The following is a 17,202-nucleotide window of genomic DNA, read 5'->3' as shown; positions in this document are numbered from 1 at the left end:
CGAGGTGAAAAATGGACCGTTTACGCAAAAAAATCCGCGATATTCCTGATTTTCCCAAGCCCGGCATTATCTTTAAAGACATTACGCCGCTGGTCAAAGACCCGGCCACGTTGCGTTTGTCGGTCCACCAGTTACTGCATCCGTTCTTAGGCCGCGACATCACTGCGGTGGCCGGCATGGAGGCCAGAGGCTTCATTTTTGGCGCCTTAGTCGCCTGGGAGCTGGGCATTCCGTTCGTACCGCTGCGCAAACCCGGCAAACTGCCTTACGACGTACAGAGCGTGTCTTACGACCTGGAATACGGCTCGGCCGAACTGGAAGTCCATATCGACGCCGTCGACAGCGACGACAAAGTGCTATTGATCGACGACTTGCTGGCTACCGGCGGCACGGCCAAAGCCAGTTGCGAATTGATAGAAAAGCTGGGGGCCGAAGTCGTTGCCTGCGCTTTCGTCGTGGAATTAGATTTTTTGGCGGGACGGGAAAAACTGGCGGGCTACGAAGTGCATTCCCTGTTGCACTACTGATTTAGACTAAAAGACGCCTCCGTGCGTCTCTAAACTAAATCAACGGCGTTTACGCCGCATTTTTTTTTTACTGCTGAATTCATCCATCTTCGCAGCGGCCTGTTCGAACTGAGCCTCGGCCTTTTCGAAAGACTGCGACATATTCTCGAAAGCGTCAGATTTTGCCGCGTTGCCATCGATAGCAGGATTCAAACTGGATTGAGGACCTAACGAACCGCTTCCGGCCGGTCGCTTCGGCTTGTCGACCGCCTTTGCCGGCTTTGCCGAACTCGTTTCGTCCTCTATCGCCGAATCGACATCGATATCGTAAGTTTCGGCGGAGTGCTTACCGTCGTTAACCAGATTCTGCCGGTATTGCAAAAACGATTCGCGGGTAAACACGTAAGGATCCAACGCCGCCTCGTCGATGAAATTTAATGCACCTTCGGCATTGGCCCTGTCGTTAATCCCCTCGACAATACCAGTGCCCGGCAGGTAAGTACTCGGGTTTGCCGCCCGATCGAGAATGCTGGCCGAACCGTCGCGAATTGTGGTCGGGCCTAAAATCGGCAGCACCAAATAAGCTCCCTGATCGACTCCCCATACCGCCAGCGTCTGACCGAAATCCTCGACATTGCTTTGCATGCCCAAATCACTGGCAACATCGAACAGCCCCAACAAACCGATAGTCGAGTTGGTCAAAAACCGGCCAGTATCGGATGCCCCCTGACTAACCTTACCTTGTAGGAAGTCATTCAAAACGACGTTGATACCCTTCAAATTGGTGAAAAAATTAGTCACGCCGGTTTCCATGAAATCCGGAGTAATGAATTTGTAACCGTCGGCTACCGGTTTAAGCAAATACTTATCCAGGCCCATGTTGAAACCATACATCGATCGGTTGAAACCCTCGTAAGGATCGACCGAATTGGTTTTGGACTCGGCAATATTGGTGGCTCCTAGATCTTTTGGTTCCGTACTCGCGCAACCGCCGACCGATAAAGCACCGGAAAACAGCGCGGCCCACATCAAGCCGGCTTGGCTTTTACCTTGATAACAGGGGTTAAAAAACATCACTCACAATTCCTGGCAAACTATTGTTTCGCGTAACTTTCAATTTTTTCGTTGATTTTGGCAATCAAAGCATCGAAACCTTCCCGACTCAAAACACTGGTATATTCCGACCTTTTCAATGCCAAATCGCTGACACCATCCGCTATTATATTGATAATTCGCCAACCATCGTCCTTTTTCTTCATCATGTAGTCGAATTTGACGTCTTTCTCGCCGGGAATCAATAAATTGGTATGGATTACCACGCCGCCGCGGCCAGTCTCTTCCTCAGAAACGAAATTAAACGATTCCCCGGAAAAATCTTTGAAATTATGCGCATACGCGGAAACGCTGAGCCGGCTGAACACTGTTTCCAATTTTTCCTGTTGCTCTGGAGTCAACTCCTCCCACTGCTTACCGACCACAATACGAGCGATTTTTGGCAAATCGTGACTTTTCTTAACCAGTACGTCCAATTTGTCATAACGGCCGTTGAAGCCCAAGGTTTTGCCTTGCTTCATTATGCCCAGCAATTCGTTTTGAAACTCGTCGACCACCTGTCTCGCAGTCTGCTCTTCCGCCGTCGCCAACGGAGAGAACATTAGAAACAAAAGCAAGCCCAGTACGGAATACATTCTGTTGAACATAACGCTTATCGAAACCTCATATTTAGAGCGACTATTTTAAGATTCGACTTTGACCGGAATTTCCGAAATCGAACTTTTTTTGTAATTCATCACGAACTCGGGCTGTTTCTCCGGCAACATGTCCCCCGCAGTTTTCGGCCCGCGAATCTTTGCAAGCAGGGCTTTCAACGGATTAGCCAAGGTATCTTCAACCGCAGTAGCTTCATAACCGCAATGCGCCATGCAGTTAGCGCATTTGGGATTCTTCACGGTACCGTATTTCTCCCACGGCGTAGAGTCCAACAGTTCCTGAAACGAGGAAGCATTGCCCTCGTCCGCTAACAAATAGCAAGGTTTTTGCCACCCGAACACATTGCGGGTTGGATTACCCCACGGTGTGCAATCGTAGTTCTGATTGCCGGCCAGAAAATCCAGATAAAGCGAGGAGTGGTTCAGCTTCCACTTTCTGGTCTTGCCGATTTTGAAAATGCCGCGGAATAAGTTTTTAACTTCCAAGCCTTTAATAAAGACGTCTTGACGTGGCGCCCTCTCGTAACTGAAGCCAGGCGCAATCGTTACACCTTCCACGCCAAGTTCCATCGCATAATCCAGAAACTCGGCGACTTCTTCCGGGGTTTCGCCCTGGAACAGTGTGCAGTTGATCGTAACCCGAAACCCCTTGCTGAGAGCCAATTTGATCGCCTCTACCGCGATATCGAATACACCGTCCTGACAGACCGATGCATCGTGACGGTTTTTCAAGCCATCCAGATGCACAGAGAATGTCAGGTAAGGCGACGGCTTGTAATCGTTGATGCGCTTTCTCAACAACAATGCGTTGGTGCACAAATAGACGAATTTCTTTCTGGCGACGATGCCTTCGACGATTTGCGGCATTTCCTTGTGAATCAATGGTTCCCCGCCCGGAATAGAAACCATCGGCGCACCGCATTCATCCACTGCATCCAGACACTCTTGCACAGACAAGCGCTTATCCAAAATGTCGTCCGGATAGTCGATCTTACCGCAACCGGCACAAGCCAGATTACATCTGAACAAAGGCTCCAGCATTAAAACCAAAGGGTACTTTTTGACTCCTTTAATTTTTTGCTTGATCAGATAACTACCCACAGCCAATTGCTGACGTAAAGGAACACTCACGGCATTATTCTCCAAAAACTTTCAAGACTTTCAGCTGCGACGCTGTTACAAAAAAACAACAGCATTCGAGCCATTACTATCGGGAGCGCGCCCAAACCAACGACCACCAAGCCAGAGAAACGAGCGGACGCACAACTAGATGTGGTAAGAATACTACTTTTTTATACCTTGCTCCAGTCGAAATACGCAAAAAACAACAACCTACTTGGGAAGTACTTTGCAAAACCACAACCATCACAGATCCAAACCCCGCCGCCTGCAAACCCAGCCCTACAAAATATGCCTTATAAATCATAACGAAAGCACACCAAACAAGAACCAAAACCCAAAACAGCAACATCAATCCCAGCAAATTTGCCTTAAAGCAACATCGCTTTGCAAAACCCCAACAAACAGTCTATCATTGCCGCTACCGATAGTTAGACTAAAAAGTAAATGAACGGATTTCACCCCCCCATCGATAACCCGGAATTGCTGAAACAGCTATCCGACCAAGAACTTCAAGCCGTGCTGCTTGAAGGCGTGTCGCGTACGTTTGCGCTGACCATTCCGCAGTTGCCGAAAACGCTCTATCCGGCCGTGGCCAATGCTTATCTACTCTGTAGAATCGTCGACACTATCGAAGACGAAGTTTCCCTTAGCCCAGCACAAAAAAAGGGCTTCTGCGACCGTTTTATTGACATCGTTAAGACCGGCCGCGGTGCTGAGGCGTTTGCCGCCGAATTGGCTCCGCTGCTGTCCGCACAAACCATTCCGGCCGAACACAGCCTGATCCGGCTGATCCCCCGCGTCATCGCCATCACCCACAGCCTCTCGACCCCGCAAATAGACGCGTTGGCATGCTGTGTGGAAACCATGGCCGGCGGCATGCCGGTTTACCAGGCCCTCGACCTGCACGCCGGTCTGAAAACCATGAAAGACATGGATGACTATTGCTACTACGTGGCCGGCTGTGTTGGCGAAATGCTGGCAAAACTGTTCTGCCACTACTCGCCGGAAATCGATCAGCATCGGCCGGAACTGCTGAAGCTATCGGTCTCGTTCGGCCAAGGCTTGCAAATGACCAACATTCTGAAAGACATCTGGGACGACGCCAAACGCGGAGTATGCTGGCTGCCGCAGGACATATTCGATGAAACCGGCTTCGATTTGGCCGATCTGACGCCGACCACCAACGACGAACGCTTCCGCAAGGGCCTGGAGCGCCTGATCGGTATCGCCCACGGCCATTTGCAAAACGCATTGACCTACACCCAACTGTTGCCCAGCCACGAAACCGGCATCCGCAACTTCTGCCTGTGGGCACTGGGCATGGCGGTGTTGACCTTAAAGAAGATCAAACAGCACCTGGACTTCAACGAATCCAACCAGGTCAAGATCAGTCGCAACAGCGTCAAGGCCACGATTATCGCCAGCAAATTATCGGCACGCAGCAACTGGCTGCTGTCACTGCTTTTCAATCTCACCAGCAGCGGCTTAAAAACCCCTGACTGGCAGTATTCACCCGTATCTCACACTGGACCATAAGGAATCGCCATGTTTACTGAAGCCCCTGTAGAGACCAGCAATCACGACTTTTCCCAACACAGCTCGGCGGCTGCCATCAGCCCGGGCAAAATTCAAGCCGCGATCGACCGAGCGCAGGCGAAACTGCTCGGCTTGCAAAATCCGGCCGGCTATTGGGTATTCGAACTCGAAGCCGACTGCACCATTCCGTCCGAATACATCATGATGATGCATTACCTGGACGACATTAACGAAGAACTCCAAGCCAAGATCGCAGTTTATCTGCGTAGCCGGCAAAATCCGGATGGCAGCTATCCGCTATTCACCGGCGGCCAGGGCGACATCAGCTGCAGCGTCAAGGTGTATTACGCCTTGAAAATGGCCGGCGATCCGATCGACGCGCCGCATATGGTGCAACTGCGCAACTGGATCCTGAGCCAAGGCGGCGCGGCGCGCGCCAACGTCTTCACCCGAATCGCACTGGCAATATTCGAGCAACTGCCTTGGCGCGGCGTACCCTACATTCCGGTCGAAATCATGCTGCTGCCCAAGTGGTTTCCGTTCCACTTGGACAAAGTGTCTTATTGGTCGCGCACCGTGATGGTACCGCTGTTCATCCTGTGCACGCTGAAGGCCAAAGCCAAGAATCCGCATAAGGTAGACATCCTGGAATTGTTCGTGGTGCATCCGGACGAAGAAAAGCATTATTTTCCCGAGCGTACGCTGCTGAATAAATGCTTTCTGGCGCTGGACCAACTGGGCCGCGTGACCGAACCGTTGATTCCGCAGAGCATGCGTAAGCGCGCGATAGACAAGGCCTTGACTTGGTTTACCGAGCGTTTGAACGGCGAAGACGGCTTGGGCGGCATCTTTCCGGCCATGGTCAACGCCTACGAGGCCATGCTGCTGCTCGGTATGCCGCACGACCATCCAAATGTCGCAATCGCCCGCAAATCCATCGACAAACTGTTGGTGATTAAGGAAGACGAAGCGTATTGCCAGCCTTGCCTGTCCCCGGTCTGGGATACTGCCCTGGCCAGCATGGCGCTGATCGAAGCCGACAAGCGCGGTAACGCACCGCAACTGGCAAAAGCCAACGACTGGCTGAAAAGCGTGCAACTATCCGACGAACCGGGCGACTGGCGCGTCAGCAAACCTGATTTGGCCGGTGGCGGCTGGGCATTCCAATTCGCCAACCCGCATTATCCCGATGTCGACGATACCGCAATCGTCGGTTTCGCGATGGCCGAATCCGAGCAAGACGGTTTGGACGAATCCATCCACCGCGCCACCCGCTGGATCGTTGGCATGCAATCCAAAAACGGCGGTTACGGCGCGTTCGATGTCGACAACACCTATTACTATCTGAACGAAATTCCGTTCGCCGACCACGGCGCCCTGCTCGACCCGCCAACCGTCGACGTCAGCGCCCGCTGCGCGATGCTGATGGCCCGCGTCGCCAAAGGCCACGACGAATACCGCCCGGCGTTGCAACGCACCATCGAATATATCCGTAGCGAACAGGAAGCCGACGGCTCCTGGTTCGGCCGCTGGGGCACCAACTACATTTACGGCACCTGGTCCGCTTTGTTGGGTCTGGAGCAAACCGACGTACCGAAAACCGACCCGATGTACGTCAAAGCCGCCGCATGGCTGAAAAGCGTGCAGCGCGAGGACGGCGGCTGGGGCGAAGACAATCTGAGCTACCACGACGACATCAAATATCGCGGCCGATATCACTTCAGTACCGCTTTCCAAACCGCTTGGGCAGTACTAGGCCTGATTGCCGCCGGCGAAGTACACAGCAAAGAAGTCAAGGCCGGCATCGAGTTTTTGTTGCGCAGCCAGCAAGCCGACGGCGTTTGGAACGATCCCTGCTTTACCGCACCGGGTTTCCCGCGCGTGTTTTATTTGAAGTACCACGGCTACGACAAATTCTTCCCGTTGTGGGCCCTGGCCAGATACCGTAACGAATTGCACAAACACTAACGTGAGTTGCGGAATCGTCGTTGCGCTGCCGGAAGAACTTGCGACCCTGACCAGCCGCAAATTAGCGCAGGGCGAATGCTTGAGGCTTTGCGACGACACGCTGGTCGCCTACGCCGGCGCCGGGCCGCACAACGCCGCCAACGCGGCAAATCTGTTGATTGCCAAGGGCGCCAATCGTTTGATCAGTTGGGGTTGCGCCGCTGCGCTGGCGCCGCAACTGCGGCCGGGGCAATTGGTGATCGCCGACCGGATCTTTTTCGACCAGCAGATTTACGAAGCCGACAAATTCTGGTCGGATAAGGTGAGTAGCCGGCTCGGCGAAAAACTCGCTGTCGGCCACGGCAAACTGGTCACCGAAACCCGCATCGTGGCGCTAAGCGAAGACAAGCAAGCCATCCACCGCAACACCGGCGCCGTGGCGCTGGACATGGAGAGCGGCGCGATTGCCAAGGTCGCCAGCCAGTCCAATCTGCCGTGTTTGGTGTTGCGCGCCATCGCCGACCCGGTGACGCTGGACTTACCGCCAGCCGTGTCCCGGGCCATGAACGAACAGGGGCAGGTCGAGCTGGGCAAGCTGCTGCGCCATCTGGCGCTACACCCCTGGGAAGTGCCGGCACTGGTCAAGCTTGGCCTGCATTTTCACGCCGCACAAAAAACCCTGAAAACCATCGCCACGCATTTAAACGAAATCGCCATTTATTAGCAAAATCAGCGTTGCCGGCGCCGAGATCAAGCGCCAGCCGACGCACCACCAAGAGGTATTACATGTCCTTTAGCATTGCCGATCTTTTTACTCAGCACTTCGGGGAAAAATTCGAACTGCACGAGCAATATCTCAACAACCAGATGGTACGGGTGCTGCGCACTATCGGTTACGACCGCAACTACAAGCGGGCGATCGGCCAATACCTCTACGACGAAGACGGCAACGAATACCTGGATTTGCTGAGCGGTTTCGGCGTGTTCGCGATGGGCCGCAACCATCCCACCATCGTCAGCGCCTTGCAGGAAACCCTGACCATGGAATTGCCGAATCTGGTGCAAATGGATGTGTCGCTGTTGAGCGGCTTGCTGGCCAAGGAAATCCTGGCTACCTGCCCGGATAATCTGGAAAAAATGTTCTTCTGCAATTCCGGTACCGAAGCCGTGGAAGCGGCGATCAAATTCGCCCGCTACACCACCAAACGCTCTCGGATCCTGCATTGCGAACACAGTTACCACGGCCTGACGATGGGCTCGCTGTCGCTGACCGGCGAGCACATTTTCCGCGAAGGCTTCGGCCCGCTGCTACCGGACACCGGTTCGGTGCCGTTCAACGATCTCGAAGCCCTGGAAAATGCGCTGAGCAGCAAGGACGTGGCCGCGTTCATCGTCGAACCGATTCAAGGCAAGGGCGTCAACGTCCCTGATGATAATTACCTGCCGGAAGTCGAGCGTCTGTGTAAAAAATACGGCACGCTGTTCGTCGCCGACGAAATCCAGACCGGCATCGGCCGTACCGGCAAGTTCTGGGCCATCGAACACTGGGGCGTCAAACCCGACATGATATTGATGGCCAAAGCCCTGTCCGGCGGCTTCGTCCCGGTCGGCGGGGTGGCGATGACCAGCAAAATCATGGACACCGTGTTCAACCGGATGGACCGCGCGGTGGTGCACGGCTCCACCTTCTCCAAAAACAACATGGCGATGGCGGCTGGTTTGGCCGCACTGCATGTGGTCCATCAGGAAAAACTGGTCGAAAACAGCGCCAAAATCGGAAACGAGATCATCGCCGCCGTCAACGCGATGGTGCCGAAATACGAGTTCCTGAAAGAAGCTCGCGGCAAGGGCTCGATGATAGCCATCGAATTCCATGCCCCTAAAAGCTTAGGCCTGAAAGCCGCCTGGGCGATGCTGGAAGCCGCCAACAAAGGCCTGTTTTGCCAGATGATCCTGATTCCGTTGTTCAAGGAACACCGGGTATTGGCGCAAGTCGCCGGCCACGGCATGAACGTGGTCAAATTCCTGCCGCCGCTAATCCTGACCGAGAAAGACCGCGACTGGATTGTTAACTCGGTGGAAAAAACCATCGCCGATACTCACAACGTCACCGGTTCGATCTGGACTCTGGGCAAAAACCTGGCCGGCCACGCTTTGAAAAACAAAAAATAAGGAGATCAGCATGCGTTTTGTAATCAGGATTTTATTGGCTTTGACTCTGGCCGCCAGCCAAGGCGCCTTCGGCCATGCCGTAGTCACCCACAATTCGCTGAAACTGAAACCGGTGCCGGTCAATCAGGCCAGCCAGGTCGAGTTGTCGTTCAACTCCAAAGTCGAACTGGATTTGTCCGAAGTGTTTCTGGTCAGCGCCGGCGACGTGATGACCTCCATCAGCGCGTCTCCCGGCGCCAAACCCGGCCAGGTACTGCTGGATTTACCGGCCCTGGCCCCGGGCGAATACGCCATCAAATTAAAAATTTTTGCCGCGGACGGTCATCTGAGCGAGGACTTGCTGCGCTTTTTCGTCAAAGAACCCAAATAACCGGATATGGAAGGTATAGCTAATTATCTCGACTCGCTGATCGGCGGCGTCGATCTGACGTTTTACTCGATCGCCATCGGCGGTTTGCTGTGGGGTCTATTCGTCCTGCGGCCGTGGGATGAAAATGCCAACTACAACAGCGCCTTGCTGCAGAAAACTATCAACCTGATTCATTTCGGCAGCAAGGCATTGGTTATCACCCAGCTGTCGAAAATCGGCCTGAAAATCTGGTTAATGGCCGTGACATTGGGCAAATCGCCGTTTCCGGCTTTTTTCCATACCGTGCAATTCAACGCCGGCCTGGCACGCGCCACCTTTGCGTTCGCCTTGTACCTGTTCATCAAGCAAGCGTTAAAAGCCAATCTGCGCTCAAAAACCCATTGGCTGGTGGCCACGGCGATCGTGATCCCGTTGGTGATGGCCGCGGCCTGGCTGGTGCACGGCGCCAGTCGCCTGGAAGACCGCGGTCTGCTGATGACGCTGACCGTCAGCCATCAGATTGCCGCCGCAGCTTGGGTTGGCGGCATTTTCCAAATCTTGGCGCTGTGGGGCCTGAAAAAGCAAAATGCGATCGCCGAAGAACTGTGGCCTTTGCTGCTCAAACGCTTCTCGACCGTCGGCTTCATCGCCGTTGCTCTATTACTGGTAACCGGTACGCCGCTTGCGTGGTACTACATCCGTACCTTCCAAGGCTTCATCGGCGCCGGTTACGGCAACCTGTTGATGGTCAAAATCATGATGATGGGCCTGGCCTTGGGTTTTGCCTGGATCAACCGCCAAGCGGTGGAAGAGTATTTTGCCAGCCGCAGCCTCTACGCCCTGACCGTGCGCGTCCCATACTACATTGAAGCGGAAACCCTGATTCTGCTGACCATTCTGTTCACGGCGGCCAGTTTGGCTTCGCAGCCGCCGTCGGTCGACATTCCGCACCTGACCGCGACCTGGGAAGAAGTGTTGAACATGTTCCATCCGCGCATCCCGCGTTGGGAATCGCCGACCCACGAAGCGCTGATCGCCGGCGAAGCCGGCCGAACCGCCATCGTCGGCCAGATTCCGTCGGAAGCCGCCACCGCCTGGTCGGATTACAACCACAATATCTCGGGCATCTTCCTGACCGTGATGAGTTTCTTCGCGATGTTGTCGTATTCGGAGCGTTTTCACCGTTGGACGCGTTATTGGCCGATCGGCTTCATGGGCCTCGGCATATTCCTGTTCTTCCGTTCCGACGCCGAGAGCTGGCCATTGGGCCCGATCGGTTTTTGGGACAGTACCTTCAACAACGGCGAAATTCTGCAACACCGAATCGCCACTTTCCTGGTATTCATGCTGGGCTTGTACGAGACCCGCGCCCGGGTCAAAGTTGATCCCGGCATTCTGCCCTATTTGTTCCCGCTGATGTCGGCCTTCGGCGGCATGATGCTGTTGGCACACTCGCACGTCGGCTTCGAGGCCAAAACCGCGTTCCTGATCCAAGTCGGCCATACCTTGATGGGCGTGTTTGCGCTGATTCTGGCCTGCGGCCGCTGGCTGGAACTCAAGCTGGACGCCCCCGGCAAGAACATTGCCGGCTTTATCTCGGTTTTCGCCTTGTTCCAAATCGGCGTGATTTTGATGTTCTACCGCGAACCCCTGTACTGATATGAAACAGACTCAAGAATTTCCTCTGCTGAACACCATCGCCGGCCCGACCGACATCCGTGCCCTGAAGAAAGAGCAACTGCCGCAGTTGGCCGATGAGGTGCGTTCGTATTTGACGCATACCGTCAGCATTTCCGGCGGCCATTTCGCCGCGGGCCTGGGTACGGTGGAACTGACCGTGGCCTTGCATTATGTGTTCGATACCCCGGTGGACCAGTTGGTGTGGGATGTGGGCCATCAGGCTTATCCGCACAAGATTCTGACCGGCCGCAAGGATCGGATGACGACGATTCGCACCCTGGGCGGGGTGTCGGCGTTTCCGTCGCGCGACGAGAGTGAATACGATGCCTTCGGCGTCGGCCATTCCTCGACCTCGATCAGCGCGGCCTTGGGTATGGCGATCGCCTCGCAGTTGCGCGGCGAGGACAAGAAGATGGTGGCGATCATCGGCGACGGTTCGATTACCGGCGGCATGGCCTTCGAGGCGATGAATCATGCCGGCGACGTCAATGCCAATCTGTTGGTGATTCTGAACGATAACGAGATGTCGATCTCGCCGCCGGTCGGGGCGATGAATAATTACCTGACCAAGATTTTATCCAGCAAGTTTTATTCGTCGGTCAAGAAGGAAAGCAAGAAGGCTTTGTCCAGTATGCCCAGTGTCTGGGAATTGGCGCGGAAAGCGGAAGAGCATGTGAAAGGCATGATCGTGCCGGGTACTTTGTTCGAGGAGCTGGGTTTCAATTATTTCGGGCCGATCGACGGTCACGATCTGGAGATGCTGGTCTCGACCCTGGAGAATCTGAAGGATTTGACCGGACCGGTGTTCCTGCATGTGGTGACCAAAAAGGGCAAGGGTTATGCCCCGGCCGAGAAGGATCCGCTGGCCTATCACGGCGTACCGGCCTTCGACCCGACCCAGGATTTTCTACCGAAGGCGGCACCGTCGCCGCATCCGACCTATACCGAGGTGTTCGGCCGTTGGTTGTGCGATATGGCGGCGCAAGACGAGCGGCTGTTGGGTATCACCCCGGCGATGCGCGAAGGTTCGGGCTTGGTCGAGTTTTCGCAGAAATTTCCGAAGCGTTATTTCGACGTGGCGATTGCCGAGCAACATGCGGTGACCCTGGCCGCCGGTCAGGCTTGCCAGGGTGCAAAGCCGGTGGTGGCGATTTATTCGACCTTTTTGCAACGCGGTTACGATCAGTTGATTCACGACGTGGCTTTGCAGAACCTGGATGTACTGTTTGCGCTGGATAGAGCCGGTCTGGTGGGACCGGACGGCCCGACCCATGCCGGCGCGTTCGATTACAGCTATATGCGCTGCATCCCCAATCTGCTGGTGATGGCCCCGGCCGACGAGAACGAATGCCGGCAGATGCTGACCACCGGCTTCCACCACCACGGCCCGGCCGCGGTGCGTTATCCGCGCGGCAAGGGTCCCGGTGCGGCGGTCAACCCGGAACTCAGCACGCTGGAAATCGGCAAGGGTGAAATCAGACACCAGGGCGGGCGGATTGCGATTCTGGCCTGGGGGGCGATGGTGACGCCGGCCGTCGAAGCCGGCAAGCAACTGGGCGCCACAGTGGCGAACATGCGCTTTGTGAAACCGATCGACGAAGACTTGATCCTGCAGTTGGCCAAAAGCCACGACGTGTTCGTCACGGTCGAGGAAAACGTCATTGCCGGCGGCGCCGGTAGTGCGGTACTGCAGTTCCTGCAACAGCAGAAGATTCTGATGCCGGTACTGAACATCGGCCTGCCCGACCGCTTCGTCGAGCAGGGTTCCCGCGAGGAATTGCTCAGCCTGTGCCGGCTCGATGCCAACGGTATCCGCCAGCAGATCGAAGCTTTTTGCGCTTAGGCAACACGTGCTGGCGGGGTATCTTGAATCCTCGTACCAGCCCGCCATGGCGGAGGCAGTCGCGATCATAACCGGCAATAGTTAAAGCCACTGTCCGTTATGTTAGATATCAGCATCATTCCGGCCCTGACCGACAACTATATCTACCTGCTGCAGGAACCGGATAGCGGCCTAACTGCAGTGGTGGACCCGGCAACATCGGCCCCGGTCATGGCCGAACTGCAACGGCGCGGTTTGGCACTGAATTACATTTTCAATACCCACCACCACAACGACCATATTGGCGCCAATCTGGAACTGAAAGCCGCAACCGGTTGCAAGATCGTCGGCGCCAAGCCCGACCATTCCAGAATTCCGGGCATCGACATCGCGCTAGGCGATGGCGACCGGATAGCACTCGGCGGCGAAACACTGGCAGCCATCGATACGCCGGGCCACACCATCGGCCATGTCGTCTACTACAGCGCCGGCAGTAACGCCTTGTTTTGCGGCGATACTTTGTTTTCATTGGGTTGCGGCCGCCTGTTCGAAGGCAGCCCCGAACAAATGTGGCAATCGCTGCAAAAACTGAAGGCACTCCCGGCCGAGACCAAGATCTATTGTGCGCACGAATATACCGAAGCCAACGCCCGCTTCGCCTTGACGCTGGAACCCGGCAATCCGCTATTGCAACAGCGTTATGCCGAGGTCTGCCAACTCCGTCGCAGCAACGCTCCCAGCCTGCCCTCCACTATCGGCCGGGAATTGGCGACCAATCCGTTTCTGCGCGAGCACAGCTCGGAGATCCGGCAAAACCTCGCCCTGCCGACGGCTTCGGCATTGGCGATTTTTACTGCGATACGCCGGCAGAAGGACCTGTTTCGCTAAAGCCCGCGGCAGCCGGTACTGGCGAAGTCTGCTAAACTGCACGGTGGTTTCCACCGTAAATTGACCGCTCGATGAAAACACCTGAGTCGCTGAGTATTGTCCTGCCCGCCAAGAACGAAGCGGCAAATCTGCCGGCTTTTCTGCCGAAATTGCTGGAGTTGTACCCGCAGGCCGAAATTTTAGTGGTCGACGACGGTTCCAGCGACGACACCGGAGCCATTGCGAACAACGCTGGAGTAAAGGTGATCCGCCACCCCTATTGCATGGGTAACGGCGCGTCGATCAAAACCGGGGCCAGACAAGCGAAGGGCGAAGTTCTGGTGTTCATGGACGCCGACGGCCAACACGACCCGCACGATATTGCCGCGTTATTGGCAAAAATAAATGAAGGCTACGACATGGCAGTCGGGGCCAGAAACGCCGGAAGCCATGCTTCGTGGTTCAGACGCGTCGCCAATAAGTTCTACAATAAGCTGGCGTCATTGATGACCGGCCACCGGATCGACGACCTGACCTCCGGCTTTCGCGCCGCGCGCGCCGACAAATTCCGTAAATTCCTTTACCTGCTACCGAACGGATTCTCCTATCCGACCACCAGTACCATGGCGTTTTTCCGCTCCGGATTTCCGGTGGCCTACGTCCCGATCCACGCCGGCAAACGTAGCGGCAAGAGCCACATCCGCCTGCTACACGACGGCTTACGTTTCTTTATCATCATTCTGCGCATCGGCGTACTGTTCTCGCCGATGCGGTTGTTCCTACCGATCAGTATGTCGATTTTCGGCGTCGGCATGGGTTACTACGCCTACACCTATATCACTGAAGCTCGTTTCACCAACATGAGCGCCGTGCTATTCCTGTCCGCCATCGTCACTTTCCTGATCGGCATCGTCTCTGAGCAAATCTCGTCTCTGCATTACAAAAACATCGAATAGCCGGCTCAAGCCTTTTCACAACTGAAAATGACGAACTTGGCATTCGCCGCCACTTGCCGGCAGCGGCCGAACAGTTTTTTCAGCGCGACATGGTAGTTGAGGTGGCGGTTTCCGATCACCCGCAACTCGCCGCCGGGCCGTAACACCGCATGCGCCTGTTGAAACATGCGCCAGGCGATATGGTCGCCGATCGCGTGTTGTTGATGAAACGGCGGATTGCAGACGATGCAATCGGCGCTTGCCTGTGCAAAACCGCTCAGACAATCGCCGACGATGAACTTCGCCCGCGGCGCATCGCCGAACCGGCTGCGAAAATTTTCCGTTGCCGAGGCGATAGCCATGAACGATTCGTCGACAAACATGATATTGGCTGCCGGATTCGATTCGGCAAGGCGCAAACCGATCACGCCGTTGCCGCATCCCAGATCGATGTAGTCTCGATAGCCCGGCTGGTCCGGCAGATGTTGCAACAGAAAGCGGGCCCCGATATCCAGACTTTCCCGGGAAAACACATTGGCATGGTTGCAAAGCGGCGGCTCGTCGGCCGCCAGGCGGTAGTAACTGGGGTAGGGATTTTGCGGCAAGCGGATATTCGGATCGAGGCTGCTGAAAATCAGCCTGGCCTTTTTTCTGGCCAACGACGGTACGGTCGGGCCGACCAGCCGTTCCAACAGCTTCCAGGCATTGGCCGGTAAAGCCTTGACCATGCCCGCCGCAACGATGCGGCTATCCGGCTGCAACAACGGCCTGAGTCTATGCAACTGGTATTCCAGCAAAGCCAAAGTCTTCGGAATCTTGATGAGCAACAGATCGATCGGTGGCGACGGCAAGGACAGACTATCCAACAGCAACACCCGGTCGGCCGCTATCGCGTTCGCGGCCAAATTTTCGCGCGTCGCCTGCTGCGATAACCAGGAGTCGGAAATGGCCATCGGCCGAAATTCGCTCAACGCCACGGCCAGCGCCCCGAAGTTATCGTTCAGGATGACAACACTCTGACCGGCAAGCGCTTCGGTTTCGGCCAGATGATGCAGCAAATAGTCGTCGGCCGCATCCCAGGCCTGCAACAATTCGTTTTTTCGGTGGGGTTGGCGCGTTAGCCGAAAACAGCCCTGCGGGACGCTGAATTGCTGTTCCATCGGTGATCAAGTCCGGAAAATGGGAGACGTAGAGCCTGGATCGAAGTCAGCGACAAATTGTCACGCGGCAAATTGCCACATTTTCAACGTTAGAATGCTCCAGTACACTGATAGCAACTCTTGTATGCGTCCTTCGGGAAAATGAGAGTTATACCCCACCTCTTTGTGCGGTAGCGCCGTATCCGGTGCTACCGCATTTTTTTTACGCGGCCAAATTGCAGCGTCCGGCTTCAAGCCCGAACAACCGGTAAAAATTTTCGCTGGATTGCTTCGCCACCGCTTCGACCGAGGTGCCGCGCAATTCGGCAATATATTCGGCTACGTGGCGCACGTAGGTTGGATAGTTGGGTTTGCCGCGATAAGGCACCGGCGCCAGATAAGGCGAATCGGTTTCGATCAGGAAGCGGTCGGCCGGAATTCTACGCGCCACGTCTTGGATCGCTGCGGCATTTTTGAACGTAACGATGCCGGAGAACGACACGTAAAAGTTCAAATCGACAGCGCGTTGGGCGTAGGCCCAGTCCTCGGTAAAACAATGAATCACGCCCCCCACCGTATCGGCGCCTTCCGCCTGCAACACGTCCAAAGCATCCTGCCCGGCCTCCCGAGTATGAATGATCAAGGGCTTGTGCAACTGCTTGGCCACCGCGATATGGTTGCGAAAACGCCGAAATTGCCACTCCAGATCGCCCTTACTATGAAAATAATCCAGGCCGGTTTCGCCGATCGCAATCACCTTGTCATTTGCCGCCAATCCCAGTAATTCGTCGATGTCAGGCTCGCGGCCATCGGTGACATTCGGATGCACGCCCACCGACAGTGAGATATCGGGATATGGCGCGGTTTGCGCCAACATCGCCGGATAGGATTCCAGATCGATGGCAATGCACAGCATATGCTGGATGCCGGCCGTCCGGGCCGCGCGGACAAAAACGTCGAAATCGTTAGCATAAGGTGCCAAGTCGATACGATCGAGATGGCAGTGGGAATCGATGAACATGAAGCTTGGGAAACGTTAATGCCGAGCGGTAACCGCCCGGTCAGGATTACATGGTATGGGTGGAGCGGTCCGACTCCAGCGCACCGGCCAGATAGGTTTCGATTTTATTGCGCGCCGCGCCGCCGTCCTGGTCGCTGAATTGGACGCCAATACCCGCGGCGCGGTAACCTTCGGCACCGTTGGGCGTCTTCCAGATAATTTTGCCGGCGATCGGCAAGCGCTCGGTCTCTTCCATTAAATTCAACAACATAAACACTTCCTCGCCCATTTCGTATTCACGCTTGGTCGGGATGAACAGACCGCCGTTTTTGACGAACGGCATATAGGCTGCATAAAGCGCGTTTTTATCCTTGATCGATAGCGACAGGATACCTTGCCGGGGAGCTGCTTCCGCCAT

General features: G+C 55.4%; 16 protein-coding genes. 10 read left to right on the top strand and 6 right to left on the bottom strand.

Annotated elements, in window-relative coordinates:
* Positions 1 to 11: 11 nt before the first annotated feature.
* Positions 12 to 527: an adenine phosphoribosyltransferase gene (locus AC0IM9_RS11915; RefSeq protein ID WP_482804135.1), complete on the top strand. Its 516-nt coding sequence runs from the start codon at positions 12 to 14 to the stop codon at positions 525 to 527.
* A 39-nt stretch (positions 528 to 566) separates the two neighbouring features.
* On the opposite strand, the gene AC0IM9_RS11910 is transcribed toward AC0IM9_RS11915, so the two are convergent.
* Genes AC0IM9_RS11910 through hpnH form a run of 3 tightly spaced genes read right to left on the bottom strand, consistent with a single transcriptional unit; the run spans position 567 to position 3,346 of the window.
* Entirely contained in the window at positions 567 to 1,580 is a 1,014-nt protein-coding gene (locus tag AC0IM9_RS11910; RefSeq protein WP_482804153.1) for an MlaA family lipoprotein, read from the bottom strand.
* A 20-nt stretch (positions 1,581 to 1,600) separates the two neighbouring features.
* Entirely contained in the window at positions 1,601 to 2,206 is a 606-nt protein-coding gene (locus AC0IM9_RS11905; RefSeq protein WP_482804134.1) for an ABC transporter substrate-binding protein, read from the bottom strand.
* Positions 2,207 to 2,242: 36 nt separating this feature from the next.
* Positions 2,243 to 3,346, bottom strand: a complete 1,104-nt coding sequence (hpnH, locus tag AC0IM9_RS11900) for an adenosyl-hopene transferase HpnH (RefSeq protein ID WP_278212702.1) — start codon at positions 3,344 to 3,346, stop codon at positions 2,243 to 2,245.
* A gap of 435 nt (positions 3,347 to 3,781) precedes the next feature.
* On the opposite strand from hpnH, the gene AC0IM9_RS11895 reads away from it, so the two are divergent.
* The 9 genes from AC0IM9_RS11895 to AC0IM9_RS11855 all read left to right on the top strand — a co-directional run bounded on the left by AC0IM9_RS11895 (position 3,782) and on the right by AC0IM9_RS11855 (position 14,666).
* Positions 3,782 to 4,873: a phytoene/squalene synthase family protein gene (locus AC0IM9_RS11895; protein ID WP_482804133.1), complete on the top strand. Its 1,092-nt coding sequence runs from the start codon at positions 3,782 to 3,784 to the stop codon at positions 4,871 to 4,873.
* 9 nt (positions 4,874 to 4,882) lie between these two features.
* Complete coding sequence (gene shc / locus AC0IM9_RS11890; RefSeq protein WP_482804132.1) at positions 4,883 to 6,841, top strand: squalene--hopene cyclase; 1,959 nt, start codon at positions 4,883 to 4,885, stop codon at positions 6,839 to 6,841.
* 1 nt (position 6,842) lies between these two features.
* On the top strand, positions 6,843 to 7,544 hold the full coding sequence (locus AC0IM9_RS11885) for a phosphorylase family protein (protein ID WP_482804131.1): 702 nt from the start codon (positions 6,843 to 6,845) through the stop codon (positions 7,542 to 7,544).
* A 62-nt stretch (positions 7,545 to 7,606) separates the two neighbouring features.
* Entirely contained in the window at positions 7,607 to 8,992 is a 1,386-nt protein-coding gene (locus AC0IM9_RS11880) for an aspartate aminotransferase family protein (protein ID WP_482804130.1), read from the top strand.
* A 10-nt stretch (positions 8,993 to 9,002) separates the two neighbouring features.
* Positions 9,003 to 9,362, top strand: coding sequence for a copper resistance CopC family protein (locus AC0IM9_RS11875; protein ID WP_278212707.1), 360 nt, complete (start codon positions 9,003 to 9,005; stop codon positions 9,360 to 9,362).
* Between the two features lie 6 nt (positions 9,363 to 9,368).
* Positions 9,369 to 11,000 carry a CopD family protein gene (locus tag AC0IM9_RS11870; RefSeq protein WP_482804129.1) on the top strand — a complete coding sequence of 544 codons (1,632 nt, stop codon included), beginning with the start codon at positions 9,369 to 9,371 and terminating at the stop codon, positions 10,998 to 11,000.
* A gap of 1 nt (position 11,001) precedes the next feature.
* Positions 11,002 to 12,864: a 1-deoxy-D-xylulose-5-phosphate synthase gene (dxs, locus tag AC0IM9_RS11865; RefSeq protein ID WP_482804128.1), complete on the top strand. Its 1,863-nt coding sequence runs from the start codon at positions 11,002 to 11,004 to the stop codon at positions 12,862 to 12,864.
* Positions 12,865 to 12,963: 99 nt separating this feature from the next.
* Positions 12,964 to 13,731, top strand: coding sequence for a hydroxyacylglutathione hydrolase (gene gloB, locus AC0IM9_RS11860; protein ID WP_482804127.1), 768 nt, complete (start codon positions 12,964 to 12,966; stop codon positions 13,729 to 13,731).
* Positions 13,732 to 13,802: 71 nt separating this feature from the next.
* Complete coding sequence (locus AC0IM9_RS11855; protein ID WP_482804126.1) at positions 13,803 to 14,666, top strand: glycosyltransferase family 2 protein; 864 nt, start codon at positions 13,803 to 13,805, stop codon at positions 14,664 to 14,666.
* 5 nt (positions 14,667 to 14,671) lie between these two features.
* Here AC0IM9_RS11855 and AC0IM9_RS11850 read toward each other — a convergent pair whose 3' ends face one another.
* The 3 genes from AC0IM9_RS11850 to AC0IM9_RS11840 all read right to left on the bottom strand — a co-directional run bounded on the left by AC0IM9_RS11850 (position 14,672) and on the right by AC0IM9_RS11840 (position 17,202).
* Positions 14,672 to 15,805 (bottom strand): methyltransferase, encoded by a 1,134-nt coding sequence (locus tag AC0IM9_RS11850; RefSeq protein ID WP_482804125.1) that lies wholly within the window; start codon positions 15,803 to 15,805, stop codon positions 14,672 to 14,674.
* A gap of 202 nt (positions 15,806 to 16,007) precedes the next feature.
* The gene (locus tag AC0IM9_RS11845) at positions 16,008 to 16,805 is read right to left on the bottom strand and encodes a TatD family hydrolase (protein ID WP_482804124.1); all 798 of its coding nucleotides are present in this window, start codon (positions 16,803 to 16,805) and stop codon (positions 16,008 to 16,010) included.
* Between the two features lie 46 nt (positions 16,806 to 16,851).
* Positions 16,852 to 17,202, bottom strand: a complete 351-nt coding sequence (locus tag AC0IM9_RS11840) for a PilZ domain-containing protein (RefSeq protein WP_140912796.1) — start codon at positions 17,200 to 17,202, stop codon at positions 16,852 to 16,854.

Source organism: Methylomonas sp. Uni0011 (assembly GCF_056850255.1).
The sequence above is the reverse complement of the archived record's forward strand: the minus strand, read 5'-3'. Positions and strand labels throughout refer to the sequence as shown.

Excerpts from the sequence above, each read along its gene's own strand:
- gloB (WP_482804127.1), top strand. The coding sequence starts at position 12,964 with ATGTTAGATATCAGCATCATTCCGGCCCTGACCGACAACTATATCTAC.
- AC0IM9_RS11875 (WP_278212707.1), top strand. The coding sequence starts at position 9,003 with ATGCGTTTTGTAATCAGGATTTTATTGGCTTTGACTCTGGCCGCCAGC.
- shc (WP_482804132.1), top strand. The coding sequence starts at position 4,883 with ATGTTTACTGAAGCCCCTGTAGAGACCAGCAATCACGACTTTTCCCAA.
- AC0IM9_RS11855 (WP_482804126.1), top strand. The coding sequence starts at position 13,803 with ATGAAAACACCTGAGTCGCTGAGTATTGTCCTGCCCGCCAAGAACGAA.
- AC0IM9_RS11905 (WP_482804134.1), bottom strand. The coding sequence starts at position 2,206 with ATGTTCAACAGAATGTATTCCGTACTGGGCTTGCTTTTGTTTCTAATG.
- AC0IM9_RS11880 (WP_482804130.1), top strand. The coding sequence starts at position 7,607 with ATGTCCTTTAGCATTGCCGATCTTTTTACTCAGCACTTCGGGGAAAAA.
- AC0IM9_RS11840 (WP_140912796.1), bottom strand. The coding sequence starts at position 17,202 with ATGGCGGAAGCAGCTCCCCGGCAAGGTATCCTGTCGCTATCGATCAAG.
- AC0IM9_RS11870 (WP_482804129.1), top strand. The coding sequence starts at position 9,369 with ATGGAAGGTATAGCTAATTATCTCGACTCGCTGATCGGCGGCGTCGAT.
- AC0IM9_RS11845 (WP_482804124.1), bottom strand. The coding sequence starts at position 16,805 with ATGTTCATCGATTCCCACTGCCATCTCGATCGTATCGACTTGGCACCT.
- AC0IM9_RS11895 (WP_482804133.1), top strand. The coding sequence starts at position 3,782 with ATGAACGGATTTCACCCCCCCATCGATAACCCGGAATTGCTGAAACAG.
- AC0IM9_RS11850 (WP_482804125.1), bottom strand. The coding sequence starts at position 15,805 with ATGGAACAGCAATTCAGCGTCCCGCAGGGCTGTTTTCGGCTAACGCGC.
- dxs (WP_482804128.1), top strand. The coding sequence starts at position 11,002 with ATGAAACAGACTCAAGAATTTCCTCTGCTGAACACCATCGCCGGCCCG.
- AC0IM9_RS11915 (WP_482804135.1), top strand. The coding sequence starts at position 12 with ATGGACCGTTTACGCAAAAAAATCCGCGATATTCCTGATTTTCCCAAG.
- AC0IM9_RS11910 (WP_482804153.1), bottom strand. The coding sequence starts at position 1,580 with ATGTTTTTTAACCCCTGTTATCAAGGTAAAAGCCAAGCCGGCTTGATG.